Origin of the sequence: Paenibacillus wenxiniae, from assembly GCF_039822605.1 — a bacterium.
In the GTDB taxonomy this organism is placed as follows: Bacteria; Bacillota; Bacilli; order Paenibacillales; family Paenibacillaceae; genus Saccharibacillus; species Saccharibacillus wenxiniae.
Map to the genome: position 1 here is coordinate 250,186 of NZ_JBCGUH010000002.1, position 20,649 is coordinate 270,834.

Genomic DNA, 20,649 nt, shown 5'->3' on the forward strand with positions numbered 1-20,649 from the left:
ACATATGTTGCTAACCATGTCCGGCGGTAGCTATAACAAGATGAAGTAAAGGGATACGGTAACGCTTATGATCAATCGTAAAATACTGTGGCTGTTCATGCTGCCAGGCATCGTGCTCTATACCGGCTTGTTCGTATACCCGGCTTTATCGGGACTATTTTATTCGTTTACAAATTGGGATGGTGTATCGCCGTCCTATGATTTTGTCGGTATATCGAATTACAAGGACAGCTTTGACAGCATTATTTTCCGTAAGGCTTTTTTGAACAATATTAAATTTATGATCGTTGTGGTAGTCATTCAGACGATTGTATCACTTGTGCTGGCACTGATTTTGGCGAAAAATTCGAAAACAAGCGTGTTTTTCCGTGCGCTCTACTTTTTCCCGGCGATTTTGTCATCGGTATCGGTCGGTCTGATCTGGTCGTTCATTTACGATCCATCGATCGGTCTGATCAATACGGGATTGCAGCATGCCGGACTAGAGCAGCTTGCTAAAAGCTGGACCGGTGATGCTAAAATTGCGCTATATTCGATTGCGTTTGTACAAATTTGGGCGCATGCAGGACAGATGATGATTATTTTCATTGCCGGATTGCAGGCGATTCCGGGAGAACTGATCGAAGCTGCACGAATCGATGGGGCGACTCGATTGCAAGTATTCCGCAAAATTACGTGGCCACTGCTTGCACCATCGGCAGCGATTGTCATTTCGTATACGACGATTCAGTCGTTTAAGGCATTTGACTTGATTTTCGTCATGACGGATGGCGGTCCGAACTATGCGACCGAGATTTTGACGACTTACATTTATCATCTGGCATTTTCGAATTATTCCTTCGGTCTGGCTTCTGCTGGTTCGATGATTTTCCTCGTCCTGCTTGGCATTTTGACGTTCTTCCAGTTCCGTGCGTTACGCCGGGATGGAGCGGCAGGTTAAGCGGCGAGTGAGCCGGATCCATTCAGAGATTATAAAGACGGGAGGAAGGGCTACATGAAGTGGGTCGGACGCATCATTATGATTTTATACGGGCTGCTGATTGCAGCACCGCTTTATTTTGTCGTCGTTTCTTCTTTTAAAACGAGTCAAAGTTTCTATGCCAGTCCTTTAGGCTGGCCGCAACCGTGGAGCTTGCAAAACTTTATTACGATATTTCAGGCGCAGCCAATGCTGCAATATTTTTGGAACAGTGCGAGAGTGACGCTATTTACGGTAGTGATTGTATTGTTCCTCGGCAGTCTGATTTCATATGCGATTGTCCGCTTGGGTGGACGTCTCGGTAAGTTTACGTTTGCTTATTTTGTGGCAGGTCTGATCATTCCATCACAGGTTATTATGCTACCACTCTATTCGCTCGTGCGGCAGCTGGGCTGGTCGGATAATCTGACCGCGCTAATCTTCGTCACCGCAGCCGGATTATTGCCGCTCACGGTATTTACACTTACCGGGTTTATGGAGATGCTGAGCAAAGAAATGATGGAAGCGGGCAGTATGGATGGAGCCGGAGAGTGGAAAATTTACTGGCGACTCGTGCTACCGTTATCCGGGCCTTCGTTATCGGCAACCGCCGCTTTTCTGTTCGTGATGGTTTGGAATGACCTGCTCATTCCGCTCTTGCTACTGAACAGTACAGAAAAGTTAACCCTGCCACTCGCACTAATGCAGTTCCGCGGTGAGTATGTGACCGATTATACGATGCTGCTGACGGGTGTGGTCATTACGGCATTGCCGATGGTTGTTCTGTTTACGTTCCTGCAACGGTTCTTCGTTACCGGACTGACGGCAGGTTCGGTCAAAGGATAATGCTTGCAGACGCAGAAATACTGCTAGGCTATGAAAAGTGTATGACCTGGATAGAAACATCCTGATCTTTCTACCCAATTGCAAAGCTGAAAGGCTCAAATAGTAAGATTAAAGTAAAGCAGGGCAGTATAGCTGCCAATCATTCAATCAAGTGAAAAGAGCAATCATCCTTTGAGTTACCTCATGGATGATTGCTCTTTATTTGTTCATACTTTATAACATAACGAAGAGTGTGTTTAAGCATTACAGATTCAGGTGGCTATTTATAGGGAAAAACTTAATATGGAAACTCTTTTTTTCATAAATCCATTACGATGGTGCCATAATATTCACCATTTATAAAAGTATCATGGCGTAATTGCCCTTCTTTTACTTAATGTACAAATGAACATGAAATGCCTTTCATGTACAATGGAGTTTACACAAAATACGATTAACGAACAAAACCTTGCCGGATTGCTACGACTGCTGCTTGAGTGCGATCTTTAACGCCTAGCTTTTGAATAATATTGTGCACATGCGTTTTAACGGTACTTTCCGATACATATAGCTCGTCAGCAATCTCGAAATTGCGTCTGCCATAAGCAATCGCTTGTAGTACTTCAAGTTCACGTTCTGTCAGTGGCTCCAGCAGTCCATCATAATGCACGCTAGCTGCATGGTTCGTATCGGTATCTTCGGTATCGTTATTCGATGGTGACGTATAAACAGATAACGGACGACCGACCAGTTCCACCAGCGCATTCCCTGCATTGGTCGTATTGTAGATCGCTCCACCGGCACAGATCGAACGAATGCCCTGAATCATTTCGCCCATATCGATATCTTTGAGCAAATAACCGGAAGCGCCAGCGCGAATGCCTTCAATTACATATTCCTGCACATCAAATGTCGTGAGCAATACAATTCGGATGTCGGGCTGGGCGGCCAGAATAGTCTGTGTCGCTTCAATACCGGTCATACCAGGCATTTGAATATCCATTAACATCAGGTCAGGCTGATGCTGCTCGGCGAGTCGAGCGGCTTCATCGCCACTAGATGCCTCGGCGATCACTTCCATATCCGGTTGTAGATCCAAAATATAACGAATGCCCTGACGAATAAGTGCCTGATCGTCTGCCAGAATGATACGAATTGGTTGCTGAGGTATGTTCATAAATAGGCTCCTTTGGGTGATTGCATGTTGTTGCACAATAACAGCATGTTTGTTTATTCATGGTGGGGCGATGTATACAGCGAAATGATGCACATACATTATAATTTATAGCTGAATTAGACGGTGAAGCTTGATGATGATATAGATATAAAAGCTAAATGATCATACAAGCCTGTATTGCTAGTAAGATTCACTGCACAACTCCATAATTTCATAGCTTTATAGCTTTATAGCTTTATAGCTTTATAACTGCCTAACTCCCTAGCCCCATAGTTTCCCAAACGTATGTCCTATTCTCCAGCCGCAGATGCCTGGCTCATGCGAAGTGGCAGGCTTGCTTTAACAGTCAAACCGCCGCCAGCGGTAGGTAGAAACTGACAATCGCCTTGCAGTTCTTTACAGCGGCGCATCATATTTTTGACACCAAAGCCTTGCTTGATCGGCTGTGAGTCACGATAGTTACCGTTATCTGCAATAGTGAGCAGCGCACAATCGGCGGCTTCGCGAATGTCTACGTTCACTTCAGTTGCACCGGAATGACGGACGATATTCGTCAGCGATTCTTGCAAAATGCGATACAGTATACTTTCTACCGCTTCACCCCAGTTGCCATAATCGCCTTCTGTATGGAATGTTAATTGTAGTCCTGATCGCTCGGCAACTTGAGCGGCGAGTAGTCGTAATTCATCTGAAGTATGCTCACTAGCCGACCAATCTTTTACCACGCTGCGTACTTCGGCTAGACCTTGACGCGAAACGTCGAGTAATTGATCGACCGTATGTTCTGCTTGCTCTGGATTTTGCCGAACCATCCATTTGAGTGCCTGTAGCTGTACGATGATCGAGGTAAAATGATGACCCAGTCCATCGTGAATTTCGCCAGCGATGCGCGTGCGCTCTGCCAGTGCAGCATAGCGTACCGATTGTAACGCATTTTCCTGTAATTCGTCATGCGCGCTTTGCAGTTCGCTATGTACCTTTTCCAGTTCTTTCAATTGATCACGATTGATCCGATTAACCGAGATGTAACGAGATAGACTGTGTATGCCAAAATAAGTGCTGGCGAGTGAGATGAGCAGCGAGAACGGGAGATTGCCATCATAACTAATCGCTAGCATAAGCGCCCCGGTTAACAGATTCAGGGCTACAGCCAGTCGATCATTACGGGCTGAACGTACAGCCATCACGGAAAACCATATCCATAGAAAAGGAATATTGTATTTGGTTGCATGTGAGCTAAAGTCTTCATTGATTAAGGTCATACTAAATAGATAGATCGTGGCGATGATAACCGCATAATTGTTCAAATGTACTTTGCGCCATAATAAAAAGCCAAAAAAGAGCATCGGAATCGCATAACTAATCGATGACCAGGCGGGCTGTTCCAGATAAATCGACCAGAAGCTATACAGCAGTACAGCTGTGATCGCCAGGCGAAATAAAGTTTTGTTACTGCGTAACGTTTGTAAAAATGTCATAGGCGATCATCCTTTCTACATTGCAAATTCAAACTTGTCTCATTGTATACTATAACAATTTTAACATCGTATAGAAGTTTGCGATATACATATAGAATTTATTGATTAGAGCATCCATTGACGCTGCTTGAAAGCAAATGCTAGACTTAATTCAAGATTTAACCAACTTAACGGGTCGGAATTATAAGACATGAAAATAATTCAATGGAGCAACGAAAATCATGAGCTTATAGCTGCGATGAAGCAACGAACATGACAAGCTAATAGCTACAGTTTGAGCAATGAATATTATGAGCTTGCAGTTAGAGTGAAAGTAGAAACGAATACGAATTTTAGAATCTCGTTTACTATCGAATTATCGAATGGTAATGGGTCGCTTCATACTACATGATGTATAGGAAAAGAGGTATTGTTTATGGTTACGATCAAAGCACCAGCTGCTTATTACAATGAACCCGGTATATTAGAGCGAAGTGGACAGTACATTCGTTCACTTGGTCATTATGCACTGATCATTGGTGGGCCAACCGCATTATCGATTGCAGGGGAACGATTGAATACATCGCTTCTGGCAGCAGGCATTCGCACGGAGATCAAAACGTTTGCCGGACAATGCACGGTCGAAGAGATTGAAGCGTATACGTCAATCGCCAGAGGGTTAAATGTCGAACTGATTATCGCAGTAGGTGGCGGTAAAGTACTCGATCTGTCTAAAGCAGTAGCCGAGGATGCCCGGTTACCGATTGTCACGATCCCAACGATTCCAGCAACATGTGCGGCATGGTCAGCGCTAACCGTACTTTATGATCCACACGGAAAAGCCGCAGGCTATCGTCCGCTGCTGCGCTCGCCGGAGCTTGTACTGGCAGATACAGCATTGCTTGCTCAAGCACCACGTCGTTATCTGGCAGCAGGGATTGGTGATACGCTTGTAAAATGGCATGAGTTTGCTGTCAATCTGAACGGCAATGCTGGAAGTGTAGCTTTGCGTAGCAGTGTGGCAACAGCAAAGCTAGCGCTGGACATTTTAGAACGCCACGCGACAGACGTATATAACGAAGTTGGACAGCAAGCATACCAACCTGATGCTGCTTTTATCGAAGTGACGGATGCGATTATCTGGCTCGCCGGTTTGGTTGGTTCTATTCAGGATGGATCGGTACATGCTGCTATTGCGCATGGGTTACATGATAGCCTGACGCGTATCGAGGACACCCATCATAGTCTGCACGGTGAAAAGGTTGCTTTTGGCTTATTCACGCAGTGGGTGCTAGAAGGTAAGCAAGGTGCAGAACTTGAAAAGCTTGTTTCCTGGCTACATGAACTCGATCTACCGATCACACTTTCACAGCTTGGCATTACAGGCGATATCAATCAGAATGTTGCAGCTATCGCTGAAGGACTGGCACTTCGTGAAGGAGCAGCCGAGCAGTTGAATTTCGCCGTCACGATCGAGGCAGTTCAGAAAGCGATTGTTCAAGCGGATGCGCTTGGACAGAAGATACACAGTGGCTTATCTCAAAAAGTGATTGTATAGAATATAAAGCTGCTTATCTGTTTAAGCTTCAGACTTGAACTTCGTATTCGGTAAAATCGCCATCGCGTATTTGGCGAAGGATACAGCTTATCCTCAGTTACATGTGTACTCTATCTTTAATTATTCAGTCGTAGATTCGGTTTGGCATCAAACAGATGTTAAGGTGAAGTGTTCATTATAGCTTTTATAGCTCTAGCAAAGCTTGTTCTGTACCGCATTGATAAACGGTGATCATTAATATGACCACATAGAGATCATAAATAAAAGTACCTATTATGGATAAAAGGGTGGAGTTCATGAAACAACGAATTTACAAGCTACCATTACTAGCATTATTAAGTGTACTGCTCATTGTTATGGCAGGCTGCTCTGGGAAAAATTCCAGTCCATCCGCAGATGCAGCAGCAACCGAAGGAGGTCAAGGGGCGGTTGTTATCAAAGTTGGACAGACGGGATGGGGCAATCTGGAACAGGGCTTAAAGGCGGCAGGGCTTGATGGTACGCCCTACAAGATCGAATATAGCGTCTTCCAGGGCGGCAATCTAATTTTGGAAGCGATGGCGGCGAATCAGGTAGACTTCGGCGTGACGAGTGAAATTCCACCGATTTTTGCTTCACAGGCGGCGAATGGGGGCAATTTTAAAGTTGTAGCTGTGCAGGAAGGCAATACGCTCAATCAAGAAGTAGTCGTACCGAAAGATTCGCCGATTCATACACCAGCTGATCTGAAAGGTAAAAAGATCGCTTTTGTCAAAAATACTACCGCTCATTATTTTCTGTTGAAAATATTACAAAATTCCGGATTAACGTGGCAGGATATTCAGCCTGTTGAACTATCTACCGCCGATGGACTAAGTGCGCTCATTAGCGGCAAAGTGGATGCGCTGGCAAGCTATGGCAATGCGATCATCTCTGCTCATCAAAATGGAGCAACTACACTGGCAAGTGCCAAAGATATTTTATCCGGACATTTCCTTGTAGCTGTATCTGATCAAGCACTTGCTGATCCAGCCAAGCAAAAGGCGATTGCCGATTATTTGGATCGTCTCAATCAATTTTATGACTGGACACGCAGTCATCCAGAAGAATGGGCGCAAATTACCGCAGCAGCGACGCATCAGCCAGAGGAGCAGGCATTAACGACATTGAAGGAAGGGGAAGCGCAGCGTCCAAGTAAAATCGTAGCGATATCCGATGGGGCGATTGCTTCGGAGCAGGATGTTGCCGATACGCTCACCGATGCAGGGGTGTTGTCCTCCAAAGTTGAGGTGAGCAAGTTTTGGAGCGATGCGTTAAGCAAGCAGCTTCCAGCGTCGGAAACGACGAAGTCCAAATAACGAAATAAACAAGCAAGGAGGAGGTACACCGATGTCTTCCAAATCATTACCGGGTTCGCTTGCTGGCAAAAAGGTTGATGCTGGTACTTCACATTCGGCAACACCAATCTCTATTGATCCAACAGCGCGCGTTGCGATAGCAGACACTACAGATCGTAACAGACGCTGGAAAAGTGTCGCCAATGGACTGCTGCCGTTTGGCTTACCTGTACTGCTCATTGCAGCCTGGCAGCTTTTATCAACGACGGGCTGGCTCGCTAATCAAATTTTACCATCACCTGCACAGGTGCTCGAAGCCTTTTTCCGCTTGCTTGGCACTGGTGAGCTTGTGAGCAATATTGCCATCAGTACACAGCGTGCTCTTAGTGGTTTTGCGATTGGTGGAGGGCTTGGGTTTATACTGGGAGCGATCAATGGGATTTCGCGTCTGTCGGAAAAAATATCCGATTCTTCGATCCAGATGATTCGTAATATTCCCCATCTGGCGTTGATCCCACTTGTAATCGTCTGGTTTGGAATCGGTGAGGAGGCGAAATTGTTTCTCGTGGCACTGGGTGTGTTTTTCCCGATCTATCTGAATACATTCCACGGTATTCGTTCAGTTGATCCGGGATTGATCGAGATGGGGCGCGTGTATGGGTTAAGCCGAATCGCATTGTATGTGCATGTGATTTTGCCGGGTGCGTTACCCTCTATTCTGGTCGGTATTCGTTATGCACTTGGCATTATGTGGCTAACGCTGATCGTTGCCGAGACAGTAGCGGCGGATTCAGGGATTGGTTATATGGCGATGAATGCACGCGAATTTATGCAAATGGATGTGATCGTGCTCAGTATCGTGCTGTATGCGCTACTCGGTAAGTTATCCGATAGCATTGCGAAACTGCTGGAGAAACGCTGGTTACGCTGGAATCCATCGTTATCGCGTAAATAGATAACGTTTATGAGAACAGTGTAACCCGATCATGTACAGCTAAATTATAACTAACTAATACACAGTTGGATTAGCTATAACGAATACCAATAGAGTTCCAAAATAGAGTTCCAAAAGCCAACTATTATCAAATGGACAGGCTGATTTCATAGGAGGGATGTGCATGACTGTCGCAGAGCAGGAACCATTTTTACGTATTCATGGTGTCCAAAAGCAGTTTGCTTCACGTGTCATACTGGAACAGATCGATGTTGAGGTGCAGCGTGGTGAATTTATAGCTATCGTTGGACGCAGTGGGTGTGGGAAAAGCACGTTGCTACGTATGATTGCCGGACTGGAACAGCCATCAGGTGGACAGATTGAGCTGACTCAACAAGCCGCTGATCGGACTATTCCAATTCCAGCATCGACTTCCACTCGTAAGTCTACAGGCAAGCGCGGCAAGATGAGCAAGACTGCCCGACCACCGCACACTTCAAGACCGAATACACGCTTTCTATTTCAGGAAGCACGCTTATTACCGTGGAAGACAGTGCTGGACAATGTAAGACTGGGCATTCCTGATAAAAGTGTTGAGCATGCAAGTGAAGCGCTGCGACTCGTCGGATTGGCAGATCGCGAACTGGAATGGCCCTCCATTCTGTCTGGCGGTCAGCGTCAACGTGTGGCACTGGCGCGCGCACTGGCAAGTCATCCCGATCTGCTATTGCTGGATGAACCGCTCGGTGCGCTGGACGCACTAACTCGAATCGAAATGCAGAAGCTGATTGAACGGCTCTGGATTGAACAAGGACTGACCGTTGTGCTCGTTACGCATGATGTGAGTGAAGCGGTTGCCCTCGCCGATCGCGTGTTATTAATTGAGGAAGGTCATGTTGCGCTTGATATCCAAATTACACTGGATCGTCCGCGTGAGCGTGATAGCGGATTTGCACATTTTGAAAATTTGATTTTGCATCGTTTACTGCAACCGACGGCACACCCTCATCCACTGGAAGGGCAGCGTCCGCCGAATTTCTCGATCTGATCAGCGGAACGAATTGACTCGTATCGTATAGACTTGTATCGAGTAAACAGTTGCAACGAGGAAAAAGCACATAAGCTGGAACAAAGAGAATGTTACTTTTAACTATAAATCCATGATGTAGCTGGAAATCGATTACGAATAACAGGTTACAGAGTACCGGCAAGCGGAAATCAGGATGAATCAGACTACAACGGTACTAAGCGGTTACTACATCTATGCGAAATGTAGGTCAAGTGCATGCCAAATCCATATTAAACTCATATGAAATGTATATAAGGGAGGAACACGCAATGTCTCAATCATTTAACAGCACAGAATCATTCACGCCTGATACACCACCCCATGTGATCGTCTGGAGCAAGACAGGCTGTCACTTTTGCCAGGAGATCAAAACGTATCTGGAGACGAACGGTTACGCCTATACGAATCTGGAAGTCGCAGGTCATGATGAACTGCGTGACATACTGGAAGCGAAATACGGTATTCGCCATGTGCCTGTCGTAGAGGTTGGTCAGGGAGCGACCTATACCGCTTTACTGGAGCCGGATCTGGAAAAATTGCGTCATTTGCTGGCAGGACAGCCGATTCAGCAGTCGGTATAAATGTGATTTTGTTGGCAGAGCGGATTAAGGTGACAAATGACTAAGCGTACAAAAAATAACCATTAATAAGCTCAAAATGCGCTATTGCACGTACAAAGTAAGCACTATTGCACGTATAAAGCAAGCTTAGATATGGATATGGCATGTACAAAATCATTCACAGCGTCATCTACACGCCGATTCGATGTAGACGCATCGATAAACCACTTCATCAATCCAATGGTTCGCAAAAGTAAAAGCGTTCCTCAATCCGAAGATCGCCATATCAAACTAATAGCATAACAGAGAGGATGAAGATCATGAGCAAGCGTCAATTGAAATTTGGAGCTATTATTCACGGAATTGGAGGTAGTATGTCCACATGGAGACATCCTGAAGTGCAGGCTGATGCAAGTGTAAGCTTTGATTTTTATAAGCGTCAGGCGCAGAAAGCAGAGGAAGGCAAGTTCGATCTGGTGTTTATTGCGGACGGATTGTTCATCAATGAGAAATCACTACCGCACTTTTTGAATCGATTTGAGCCGGTGACGATTTTGTCCGCACTGGCAGGCGTAACTTCGCGTATCGGTCTGGTCGGCACGATTTCGACCAGCTATAGCGAGCCGTTTACCGTCTCTCGTCAACTCGCTTCGCTGGATCATATTAGCGGTGGGCGTGCGGGCTGGAATGTGGTCACTTCGCCGCTGGAAGGTTCGGCGCTAAACTATAGTCGTGACGAACATCCTTCTCATCCAGAACGCTACCGCATTGCCGCCGAATATTTGGATGTGGCGAAAGGGTTGTGGGATTCGTGGGAAGAGGATGCGTTTCTACGGGATAAGGAAAGTGGTGTGTTCTTTGATCCAGACAAACTGCACACGCTCCATCATAAAGGCGATTATTTCTCGGTGCAGGGACCGCTTAACATTGGACGTACCCCACAGGGACAGCCCGTGATTTTTCAGGCAGGCTCTTCGGAAGATGGTAAAAATCTCGCCGCTCGCTCAGCCGATGCGATTTTCACCGGACAGGAGACATTGGAGGATGCTCAGACTTTTTACCAGGATGTGAAAAAGCGTGTAGTCGCCTATGGACGCAGTGAAGATGAGGTGAAAATTTTACCGGGCATCAGTCCAATTATCGGCGCAACCGCAGAAGAAGCAGAACGCAAATACGAGCAAATTGCCAGTCTGGTAACGATCGATAAGGCACTACAATATCTCGGTCGCTTTTTTGATCATCATGACTTCTCACAATACGAGCTGGATGAGCCATTTCCTGAATTGCAGGATATCGGCAGTAATAGCTTCCGTAGCGGTACCGATAAGATTAAGCGTGATGCGAAAGAGCGTGGTTTAACGTTGCGCCAGGTGGCGCTACAGGCAGCGACACCGCGTAGTAACTTCATCGGTACAGCGGAGCAGGTGGCCGATCGCATACAGCAGTGGTTTGAGCAGCACGGCGCTGATGGCTTTATTATTCATTCCGAGCTACCGTCTGGACTGCATGATTTTGTAGAGCAGGTTGTGCCGATTTTACAGGCGCGAGGCATTTATCGTGAAGATTACGAGTATGATACATTGCGTGAAAATCTGGGTGTACCGATTCCGCAAAATCGCTATACGGCTACGCCGGTGAATCAGTAAGAAGCCATATATTTCATTTTCCCATTCTGGCAATAAGCGCCGGGAAGCCGCGTCCTGTCTCGATTTGTTGCTCGTTCACCTTGCAGATGATGCTGTGGCAGAGCAGCAAATCCGTTGACACGGTATAACTCTGGTTCTATGATACATAAAACCAAGTTAAATGATTGGGAAAATAAGCTTTAATCATACAGAAAGGGGAATGCACCGTGAACATTGAGAATATGGAAGCCTTTGTGTACATCCATCATTATGGCAGCTTCAACAAGGCAGCAGAGATTCTGTTTCTGTCCCAGCCGTCTGTCACTGCGCGAATTCAATCGCTGGAGAGGGAGCTTGGCTGTAAGCTGTTCGAGCGACTCGGTCGACAAATCGTCCTGACCGAGGAAGGTCGTCGCTTTCTGCCCTATGCCCAGCAGATGCTACAAATATTGCAAAAGGGCAAGCAGCGCATCCAAACCGTTCGCACGACACCAGAGGAGCTGACGATCGGATGTACACTTTCCGTATCCAATTACGTCATTCCCGAATTGCTGCCACGATTGAAGCAGCAATATCCACAAACGAATTTTAAATTAGTGACGGCGACCACAGATCAGCTCGTTAGCCGCTTGCTCGGCAAAGAGCTGGATATCGCTTTTGTTCGTAAAATGCTCCATCCGTCGATTCGGACGGTGTCGTCTTATGAAGATCCGATCTCACTCTATGTGTATCGCGATCATCCATTTGCTACAAGACAACCCGGCTCCATAGCCGCGTTAGAAGGGCAAAAGCTTGTGTTCTTCGAATGTGGATCACTCGATTGGCTGCGTATCCACCGTGTATTTGAAACGATGGAATCGCCGCCAGAGATTGCTTTCCAGGTCGATCAGGCAGAGACGGCGAAAAAACTTGTGTTACAACAGGCAGGTATTGCTTTTTTGCCGGGATTGAGTGTGCATGAAGAAGTTAAACAGGGGTTGCTAGTAAAAATCCATCTGCCAGAGATTGAAAGTATCTCCTTGCAAACAAGCCTGGTCACCTTAAAGGAGCAACCCGCGCATATGACCGCTGCAATGGCAGAGCTGCTACGTGATCTGGACTATTTCCGTCGTCAGCATCAGCCTGAAACTTCCATTTTACAGCCGGCGGCGATCACAGGGTAACGTCATTTATGAGTAGATTGAAACTGCTGATTAGCGATGAGGAACAAGCAGCAGTTTCTCAAGGAATGCTTCGGTTTGTAGGTTGTTTTTCGATATTCGTTTATGTATTTATAATTCCGACTAAATAGATAAGAATAGGGTGGTTCATACATGTCCAAGTTAACGAGTTCAGATCAATTCATTCATGCCAATCAAGTAATGAAGCAGGAAAGCGGTGGACAACGCGGCGGCGTATATGCTGAATCCGTACAACAAACCACATATGCCCGCTACATATTGCCTAAACGTCCGCTTCTTCAAGCCTCATTATTCCTGTTATTAACATTCGCCCTGTTGTTGTCGGGCTGCGCTTCAGTTAATGAATCAAGCGGCGGCTCAGCCGGAGGAAGTGCCAATGCGTCCGGTAATAATGAACAAACAAGCGGTAGTGGTAATGTACGCAAAATTATCGTCGGTACAGGTACGCAATTTCCAAATGTGTGCTTTATCGATGAAAATGGCAAGCTGACCGGATATGATGTTGAACTTGTACGCGAGATCGACAAGCGTTTACCCGATGTGGAATTTGAATTTAAAACGATGGAATTTTCCAATCTGCTGCTGAGTCTGGAAACGAACAAAATTGATTTTGTCGCTCATCAGATGGAGACGAATCCAGAGCGTGAACAGAAATACCTGTTCAACAAAGTACCGTATAGCATTTTCCTGAACCGGGTCGCGGTTGCTAAGGATAACAATACGATTAAAGGACTGGATGATCTGGCTGGCAAAAAAGTGCTGACCGGCGCAACGAGTAATGCGGCGTATCTGCTGAATCAGTACAACAAAACCCATAACAATGCGATCGATGTTGTGTACACAAGCGGTGCTGCCAATGATACGGTACAGCAAATTTTAAGTGGACGTGTGGATGCGACGATCACGACGGATTTTGCTAATCGGTTTAACACCGATGCCGATGGTAATGTCGCACTGAAAACGGTAGGTGAGCCGCTAAACGAGTCCAATGTATACTTCGTATTCCGTAAAGATGAGCAGCCACTGGCTGATGAGATCGATAAGGCGATTGAAGAAATTAAAAAGGACGGCACATTGAAGCAGCTAAGTGAAAAATGGCTTGGTGATGACTTTACGAAAACGCTAGCTGAAGCGAAAGTTACACAGTAATTCGGCAAAGGAGGCTCAAAATGAGCAGACGTTTTGATATTCATTATGTACTGGATTTCATTCCTAAATTGCTAGCCTATCTGAACATTACGCTGCTCATTGTGGGCAGCTCCATCGCACTCGGACTATTGATCGGATTGCTTGTTGCTTTACCGCGTCTATATCATGTGCCGGGTCTACAGCGCTTGTCACGCATTTATGTATCCTTTTTCCGTGGTACACCGATTCTGATTCAGCTGTTTCTCGTTTATTACGGATTGCCAGAAGTACTGGGCTGGTTACATATCGATGTGTCGCGTATTGCGGTGCTGTACTTTGTTATTTTGACGTATGCATTGAACAGCGGTGCTTTTATTTCGGAAATGATCCGCGGGGCTGTAGAGGCGGTTGATAAAGGGCAAGTGGAAGCAGCACAGTCGATTGGCATGAGTGGGTATCAGACGTTTCGGCGGATTATTTTACCACAAGCGCTTGGGATTTCGGTGCCGCTGTTTGGTAATCTGGTGATCGGAAATCTGAAGGATACTTCACTCGCTTTTACGCTGGGCGTGATGGAGATGACCGGACGATCACAGACGCTCGGTACAGCGACACAGCATTTTATTGAAACGTATATTGCCTTGTCGCTGATCTATTTCGTCATTAGTGTGCTGCTTGAGCGTGTATTCGTCTGGTTGGAACGTTATTTGAATCAGTATGCAGGCAAGGAACAGACGGGACGTCAGCAGCGGATGGCAAGACGCTGGCAAACGCGCTTGATTCCAATCAGTGATCGAGGAGGGAAACAGGGATGAGTTTTGATCCTTCATTTATGTGGACGGCGTTTCTAAGTCTGTTCAAGGCGTTGCCAACTACACTGTTCATTACGATCATCTCCGTAGTCGCAGGCTTTGTGATCGGTACGGTCGTGGCGCTGGCACGTTTGTATCGTATTCCGGTGCTGGCGCAGATTGCCTCTGCGTATGTAACATTTGTGCGCGGTACACCGATGCTGATGCACTTACTGCTCATTTATTTTGGACTACCGATCCTTATTGATAGTATCGCTGGCGCACTGGGTAGCTCGTTCACTTCCGCCTCGATTCCACTGCTCGCTTTTGCATGTATCGCCTTTTCGATTACAGCAGGTGCCTATATGTCTGAAGTGGTGCGTGCAGGAATTTTAGCTGTGGATAAAGGTCAGATTGAAGCTGCGCACGCTGTCGGTATGACGACACCGCAGGCGCTGCGGCGGATTGTATTTCCGCAGGCATTGGCCGTTAGTTTGCCGAATTTGTCCAATTCTGTGATCGGCATGCTGCATGGCTCCACGCTGGCGTATACGATCTCGGTAATCGAAATCAATGCGCAGGCGCAAATCGTTGCCGCAGATAACTGGAAGTATTTTGAGGCGTATCTGGCAGCAGCGTTATTATTCTGGGGCTTGACGGTATTGATTGAACGGGCGAGCGGCTGGCTGGAGTATCGATTGAATAGCTTTCAAAGAGGAGGTGCCGCATGATTCGACTGGAAGGGATCAGCAAGTCGTTTGGCAAGCAGCAAGTACTCGATCGTATTGATCTGACTGTGCAAAAGGGCGAAGTCGTCGTCATCCTCGGACCCAGCGGCTCTGGCAAAACGACACTGCTGCGCTGCATGAATTATTTGGAGCGACCGGATCAGGGCGTGATTGGAATCGGCACTCAGAACATTCAAGGCAAGCATCCGGGCAGACGAGAGATTCATCGGCTCCGGCAGCGAACAGCGATGGTATTTCAGCAGTACAATCTGTTCAAACACAAAACAGCACTTGAAAATGTGATGGAAGGGTTGACCGTTGTACGCGGTATATCTAAGGACACAGCGGCAGAAATTGGCATTGGAGTGCTGGAAAAGGTCGGTCTCGGCGATCGACTGCATTATTATCCGAGTCAGTTATCGGGTGGTCAGCAACAGCGCGTGGGGATCGCACGTGCACTGGCATTGAATCCAGAAGTGATTCTGTTTGATGAACCGACATCTGCGCTTGATCCTGAGCTTGTCGGTGAGGTGCTGGAGGTGATTCGGCGGATTGCCGAAGAAGGCATCACCATGATTATCGTCACCCATGAAATGGGCTTTGCCCGTGATGTGGCGAGTCGCGTTGTATTTATGGATGGCGGGGCGATTATCGAGCAGGGTACGCCGGATGATATTTTCCAACGTCCACGCGAAGAGCGTACACGTCAATTTCTGCGCCGGATTACACCGGAAGCGAATTATTCAATCTGATATTGGAAATGCTAGTTCGGAGTATTTGATCCATCCTCTCTCAATCGTAAATCGACTATGTACGGATTGTACATTGAGCACGAAACTATGATCCATCAAGCACGCAAATCGATTCCATATCGCAGTGGCTAGCAATCAACATAGCAGTCGCTAACAATGAACAAAAACGAATGGAGGCTTACGTATGACTATACCTGTTGGCATACTCGATCAAACGCCGATTTATGAAGGAGAAACGGCAGAACAATCGTTTCAACGCACATTGCAGCTTGCTCAATTGGCGGAGCGGTTAGGATATCAACGTTTCTGGGTATCGGAGCATCATGATTCAGCGCAGGTTTCAGGTTCTTCGCCGGAAGTGCTAATTTCACATCTGCTGGCGCATACAAAAGAGCTGATTATTGGCTCAGGCGGCGTGATGCTTCAGCATTATAGCCCGTATAAAGTAGCAGAGAACTTCAATGTACTGGCTGCGCTTGCACCCGGACGCGTGGAGCTTGGCATCGGTCGTGCGCCAGGTGGTTTGCCTCGCTCCACCCGTGCTTTGCAAGGAGAACAGAGCGATACACGTTCGCTGACAGACAAGTTGGAGGAAACGCGTCGCTTTTTGCGGAACGATGTACCGGATGATCATCCACTGGCAGGCATTCATGTCAGCCCGCAGCCGACTCAGCCTGCACCATTGCTGTTGCTCGGTGCAAGTCGTGACAGTGCCGAACTGGCAGCAAAGCAAGGTTTGCCTTATGTATTTTCGCTCTTTATTAATGGGGATGAAGAGATTGCACTGGAAGCGATTGAGACGTATCGCCAATCGTTCGTACCTTCAGCTGAGCTGGCTGAACCGCATGCTATTTTAGCCTTATCAGTTATCGTAGCGGATACAGATGAGCAGGCGAATGAGCTGGCAGGCGAGAATTTATCGGTTAAAATCCATCTGAACAGTGGGCGTGTGCTAACCGTGGCTACGGTAGAGCAGGCTGAAGAATTTGGTCGTCAGTCGAACGAGCCGTTTCGCATCGAAGTAAAGGAGGCTAAAGTGGTCAAAGGTGCTCCATCTTCTGTTTATACACAGCTGTCGGATATTCGCAATCGCTTTGGCATTCAAGAACTAATCGTGCATACCGTTATTCGTGATTTCGGGCAACGTGTACGTTCATTTGAACTGTTGCAGCAGGTGTTTGCGCAGCATGGTGAGGGTAGGACAGTAGCCGGACAAACAGCGCCGGATCGTGGAGCCGCTGTATCTGCTGGTTGATGTAGAAGAGTATGACGGTTGATAGTTTAGTTTACTATCACGTTGCTGCTTCATATTTCTGACAGTGCGAGCCTGTACCGGATGGTGAATGGAGCAGCAGTAGTACAACGGTCGATAGTTTGAACTTGCGCTTATGATCCCTATTGCTATCGATGGTATAGTTTTCATGATCGTTTAGAAAGCATAACTGAGTATAATGATTAAAATTAGTAAAATGATTAAAATTAGTAAATATGCTCAACGACTGCGGATAGGAGGAGAAAGGAGGCTATATATGATCGGAAGCGAAGCATTGCAGGAGCGTCTAGTAGAAGTTAGACGTCATCTGCATCGACATCCCGAGCTGTCTGGTGAAGAAGTGGCAACGACGGCTTATTTGCGTAGCCAGCTATTGGCGGCTGAGATTCGGCTATTGGAGCTTCCTGGTGTAAACACAGGCGTTATTGCCGAGATTGGTAGCGAGCATGGTCCTGTCGTTGTCTTGCGCGGAGATATCGATGCGCTGGCTGTACAGGAGGAAACAGGGCTGCCGTTTGCTTCCACTGTAAATGGGCGTATGCATGCGTGTGGACATGATTTTCACGCCGCATCGCTGCTTGGAGCAGCCTATTTGCTCAAGCGTCAGGAAGCATCATTACGGGGACGTGTACGATTAATTTTCCAACCGGCTGAAGAAAAAGCGATCGGTGCACAGCAATTGATCGATGCAGGTGTACTGGATGGAGTCGATGTCGTATTTGGATTGCATAACAAGCCTGATCTGAATGTCGGTGAAATTGGTGTGCGAGAAGGGCCACTGATGGCAGCAGCAGATGGCTTTCGGGTAGAAGTACGCGGGCGTGGCAGTCATGCTGCTGTACCGGATGCGGGAATCGATCCGATCGTAGCCGCATCTCATATGATTACAGCGCTGCAATCGATCGTTAGTCGTAATGTGAGTGCGCAAGATAGCGCAGTCATCAGCGTCACTCGCTTGAATAGTGGACATACGTGGAATGTCATTCCCGAGCTGGCTCATTTTCAAGGAACGATTCGTAGCTTTCGAGATGATGTGCGTCAGAAGGTACGGCAACAATTTGCACAGGTCATACATGGTGTGGCCGCTGCTTTTGGTACAGACGTGACGATCCAATGGATCGATGGGCCGCCGCCGGTGCATAATGCTGCCGAGTGGGTTCCGATTGTGCGCCAAGCGGTAACTGCTGCTGGCTTGCAGCCGGTTCTTCCGAACGTATCGCCAGCAAGTGAAGATTTTGCCTTTTATCAGCAGCATCGTCCGGGTGTGTTCATTTTTGTAGGCACTTCAGGACCGCAGGAATGGCATCATCCGGCATTTGATATTGATGAACGAGCACTTGTATCGACGGCTTCGGTGCTGGCAAGCATTGGAAGTTATGCGCTAGAGCATCTGGCTGATGCCAGAGTAGCTACTGAACAGACGTAGGGATGATAAGGATGGAAAATAATCGTGCTACGATAGGAAAGGTGGTGCAATGATGAACAAATCTACTCACTCGCCTGATCTAACGCTGTTGTCCCGTTATATTCCACGCACGCCATCGATCGGCAGCACCACGGTAACACATGAGGATCATGTCCATTTATCATTCGGTTTTGCAGCGCCATCGTTATTTCCACTTGTGGAGCTAGAGCACGCTTCGGGAGCAGCGATTCGTTCACATGGTCAGGAAGCACTGCAATACGCTGGTGCACCAGGTCCGGCATATATTGTGAACTGGATTAAGGAGCGCGCACATCGGAATGGAATCGATGCTACTCCGAATCATATTCTGGTTACGTATGGAGCGACACAGGGGCTGGCGCTGGCTGCACAATTGCTGTTGGAGCCAGGGGATGAGGTCTGGACAGAGGCGCCTACCTTTTTTAGCGCGTTGCAGGCCTTTCGATTGTCTGGCGCGCACATACGATCGTTCCCGTTGGAAGCGGACGGGCTAAATGTGGAGCTGCTGGAGCAGGCATTGCAGCAAGCCAGGACAGCTGGACGTCCCATGCCCAAGTTGCTATATACGATGCCTACGTATCATAATCCGGGCGGGGTCACGCTATCTGTAGCTAAGCGTCATCGGTTGGTGGAACTGGCGCGTGAATACCATTTTTACGTGCTGGAAGATGATGCCTATGGTGAATTGAATTTTACAGGTGAGCTATGGCCGACATTGTATTCGTTAGCACCGGAGCGTACGATTTACTTGAATACGTTCTCGAAAATTATTGCGCCCGGATTGCGTCTCGGTTGGATGATTGCGCATCCGCAGCTTATTGATCGGCTGCGTATTTTGATGCTGGGCGGCAGTACCGGTGTGTTCACACAGGAAATTGTAGCTACACTGCTACAACATATCGATATCGATCGCCATCTGGAGCAGTTACGCACCCATTATCGGGAGCAACGTGATGTGATGGCAGCGGCAATTGATCGCCATTTTGGTGATGCGGTGTATTATGTATTGCCCGCAGGCGGTTTTTTCCTCTGGCTTAACTTCCGTGAAGCAATTGATACGACAAGTTTACAACAGCGAGCGCTGGATTATGGTGTGAGTATTGTAGATGGGCGGAGCTTTTATCCTGAGCGTGATGTGCATCATCAGCTACGCCTATGCTTTAGCTATTGCAGCGCAGAACAGATCGAACAGGGCATTGCGCGTTTGGCAGCGGCTTACAGAGATGATCGAGCAGCAGAGCTGGGAGAAGTAGCACTAACTGCACTGGAGTATCATAATGGAGCGTAATAACGATAACGAATGGTGAACGGGCGAGATAGAGAAAAAGACGATGCTATGGACAACAGGCGAATTAGGACATGTACCTAAACTCGTATACGTGTGCAAGTAGTATGGAAGGAAATAAGGAAAAAGCATGATTTCCAGTGTTAGCGATTTCCTAAAACAGGGTTCAATACAAAGTGATTTTTGCGAAATGAAATTTCTTGCTGATTTTAAAAACGGAATGTACCATGTACTCCTAGTCGGTAGTCCGTCTGTTTATTCCTTATCGAAGTGGTGCCTGTTCCAGCAAACAAGTTTGTATATACAATCTAGTATGATCCCCTTGCAGTAGATAAGAAAAAGACATCGGTTACGATGGACTTTTATCCTATCAACAAAAGGGGATTTTTTGTGACCAAAAGGACAATCTGTGGCTAAAAAGGCAACTGTTTTAACGAAACATCTTACAATGAATATTCTAATTAAACGTACACCTGGCTTCAAGCGACCCGGTTCGTGAACGAACAATAGGTAATTCGTTGTGCACGGACTCATCGAAGTTTATTTTACAGACAACATGGAGTACGTTAATACCGATTTTGCATTTGT

18 protein-coding genes are annotated in these 20,649 nt (G+C 47.0%); 16 read left to right on the top strand and 2 right to left on the bottom strand.

Going from position 1 to position 20,649, the window contains the following annotated elements:
* Nucleotides 1-67 precede the first annotated feature (67 nt).
* On the top strand, nt 68-940 hold the full coding sequence (locus tag AAHF22_RS04230; protein WP_347323724.1) for a carbohydrate ABC transporter permease: 873 nt from the start codon (nt 68-70) through the stop codon (nt 938-940).
* A gap of 54 nt (nt 941-994) precedes the next feature.
* Nucleotides 995-1,804, top strand: a complete 810-nt coding sequence (locus tag AAHF22_RS04235) for a carbohydrate ABC transporter permease (protein ID WP_347323725.1) — start codon at nt 995-997, stop codon at nt 1,802-1,804.
* Nucleotides 1,805-2,237: 433 nt separating this feature from the next.
* On the opposite strand, the gene AAHF22_RS04240 is transcribed toward AAHF22_RS04235, so the two are convergent.
* Together AAHF22_RS04240 and AAHF22_RS04245 are read right to left on the bottom strand one after the other, a co-directional pair.
* Nucleotides 2,238-2,960 carry a response regulator gene (locus AAHF22_RS04240; protein WP_347323726.1) on the bottom strand — a complete coding sequence of 241 codons (723 nt, stop codon included), beginning with the start codon at nt 2,958-2,960 and terminating at the stop codon, nt 2,238-2,240.
* Between the two features lie 290 nt (nt 2,961-3,250).
* Nucleotides 3,251-4,438: a sensor histidine kinase gene (locus AAHF22_RS04245; protein WP_347323727.1), complete on the bottom strand. Its 1,188-nt coding sequence runs from the start codon at nt 4,436-4,438 to the stop codon at nt 3,251-3,253.
* Between the two features lie 415 nt (nt 4,439-4,853).
* Between AAHF22_RS04245 and AAHF22_RS04250 the strand changes: the two genes are divergently transcribed.
* From AAHF22_RS04250 to AAHF22_RS04315, 14 genes are all read left to right on the top strand, one after another.
* Entirely contained in the window at nt 4,854-5,975 is a 1,122-nt protein-coding gene (locus AAHF22_RS04250; RefSeq protein WP_347323728.1) for an iron-containing alcohol dehydrogenase family protein, read from the top strand.
* Between the two features lie 296 nt (nt 5,976-6,271).
* Entirely contained in the window at nt 6,272-7,312 is a 1,041-nt protein-coding gene (locus AAHF22_RS04255) for an ABC transporter substrate-binding protein (protein WP_347323729.1), read from the top strand.
* A 31-nt stretch (nt 7,313-7,343) separates the two neighbouring features.
* Nucleotides 7,344-8,246 carry an aliphatic sulfonate ABC transporter permease SsuC gene (gene ssuC / locus AAHF22_RS04260; protein ID WP_347323730.1) on the top strand — a complete coding sequence of 301 codons (903 nt, stop codon included), beginning with the start codon at nt 7,344-7,346 and terminating at the stop codon, nt 8,244-8,246.
* Nucleotides 8,247-8,409: 163 nt separating this feature from the next.
* Entirely contained in the window at nt 8,410-9,273 is an 864-nt protein-coding gene (locus AAHF22_RS04265; protein WP_347323731.1) for an ATP-binding cassette domain-containing protein, read from the top strand.
* Between the two features lie 290 nt (nt 9,274-9,563).
* Complete coding sequence (locus AAHF22_RS04270; RefSeq protein ID WP_347323732.1) at nt 9,564-9,875, top strand: glutaredoxin family protein; 312 nt, start codon at nt 9,564-9,566, stop codon at nt 9,873-9,875.
* 299 nt (nt 9,876-10,174) lie between these two features.
* Nucleotides 10,175-11,500 carry an LLM class flavin-dependent oxidoreductase gene (locus tag AAHF22_RS04275; RefSeq protein ID WP_371834014.1) on the top strand — a complete coding sequence of 442 codons (1,326 nt, stop codon included), beginning with the start codon at nt 10,175-10,177 and terminating at the stop codon, nt 11,498-11,500.
* 206 nt (nt 11,501-11,706) lie between these two features.
* The gene (locus AAHF22_RS04280) at nt 11,707-12,642 is read left to right on the top strand and encodes a LysR family transcriptional regulator (protein ID WP_347323733.1); all 936 of its coding nucleotides are present in this window, start codon (nt 11,707-11,709) and stop codon (nt 12,640-12,642) included.
* Between the two features lie 150 nt (nt 12,643-12,792).
* Nucleotides 12,793-13,809 carry a transporter substrate-binding domain-containing protein gene (locus AAHF22_RS04285; RefSeq protein ID WP_347323734.1) on the top strand — a complete coding sequence of 339 codons (1,017 nt, stop codon included), beginning with the start codon at nt 12,793-12,795 and terminating at the stop codon, nt 13,807-13,809.
* A gap of 20 nt (nt 13,810-13,829) precedes the next feature.
* Complete coding sequence (locus AAHF22_RS04290) at nt 13,830-14,603, top strand: amino acid ABC transporter permease (RefSeq protein WP_347323735.1); 774 nt, start codon at nt 13,830-13,832, stop codon at nt 14,601-14,603.
* Nucleotides 14,600-15,310 carry an amino acid ABC transporter permease gene (locus AAHF22_RS04295; RefSeq protein ID WP_347323736.1) on the top strand — a complete coding sequence of 237 codons (711 nt, stop codon included), beginning with the start codon at nt 14,600-14,602 and terminating at the stop codon, nt 15,308-15,310. Before AAHF22_RS04290 ends, AAHF22_RS04295 begins: the two co-directional genes overlap by 4 nt.
* Entirely contained in the window at nt 15,307-16,059 is a 753-nt protein-coding gene (locus tag AAHF22_RS04300; protein ID WP_347323737.1) for an amino acid ABC transporter ATP-binding protein, read from the top strand. The genes AAHF22_RS04295 and AAHF22_RS04300 overlap by 4 nt, the downstream gene beginning before the upstream one ends.
* Nucleotides 16,060-16,243: 184 nt before the next feature.
* Entirely contained in the window at nt 16,244-17,314 is a 1,071-nt protein-coding gene (locus tag AAHF22_RS04305) for an LLM class flavin-dependent oxidoreductase (RefSeq protein ID WP_347323738.1), read from the top strand.
* A gap of 274 nt (nt 17,315-17,588) precedes the next feature.
* Nucleotides 17,589-18,758, top strand: coding sequence for an amidohydrolase (locus AAHF22_RS04310; RefSeq protein ID WP_347323739.1), 1,170 nt, complete (start codon nt 17,589-17,591; stop codon nt 18,756-18,758).
* Nucleotides 18,759-18,810: 52 nt separating this feature from the next.
* Complete coding sequence (locus tag AAHF22_RS04315) at nt 18,811-20,064, top strand: aminotransferase-like domain-containing protein (protein ID WP_347323740.1); 1,254 nt, start codon at nt 18,811-18,813, stop codon at nt 20,062-20,064.
* The last annotated feature ends 585 nt before the right edge of the window (nt 20,065-20,649 follow it).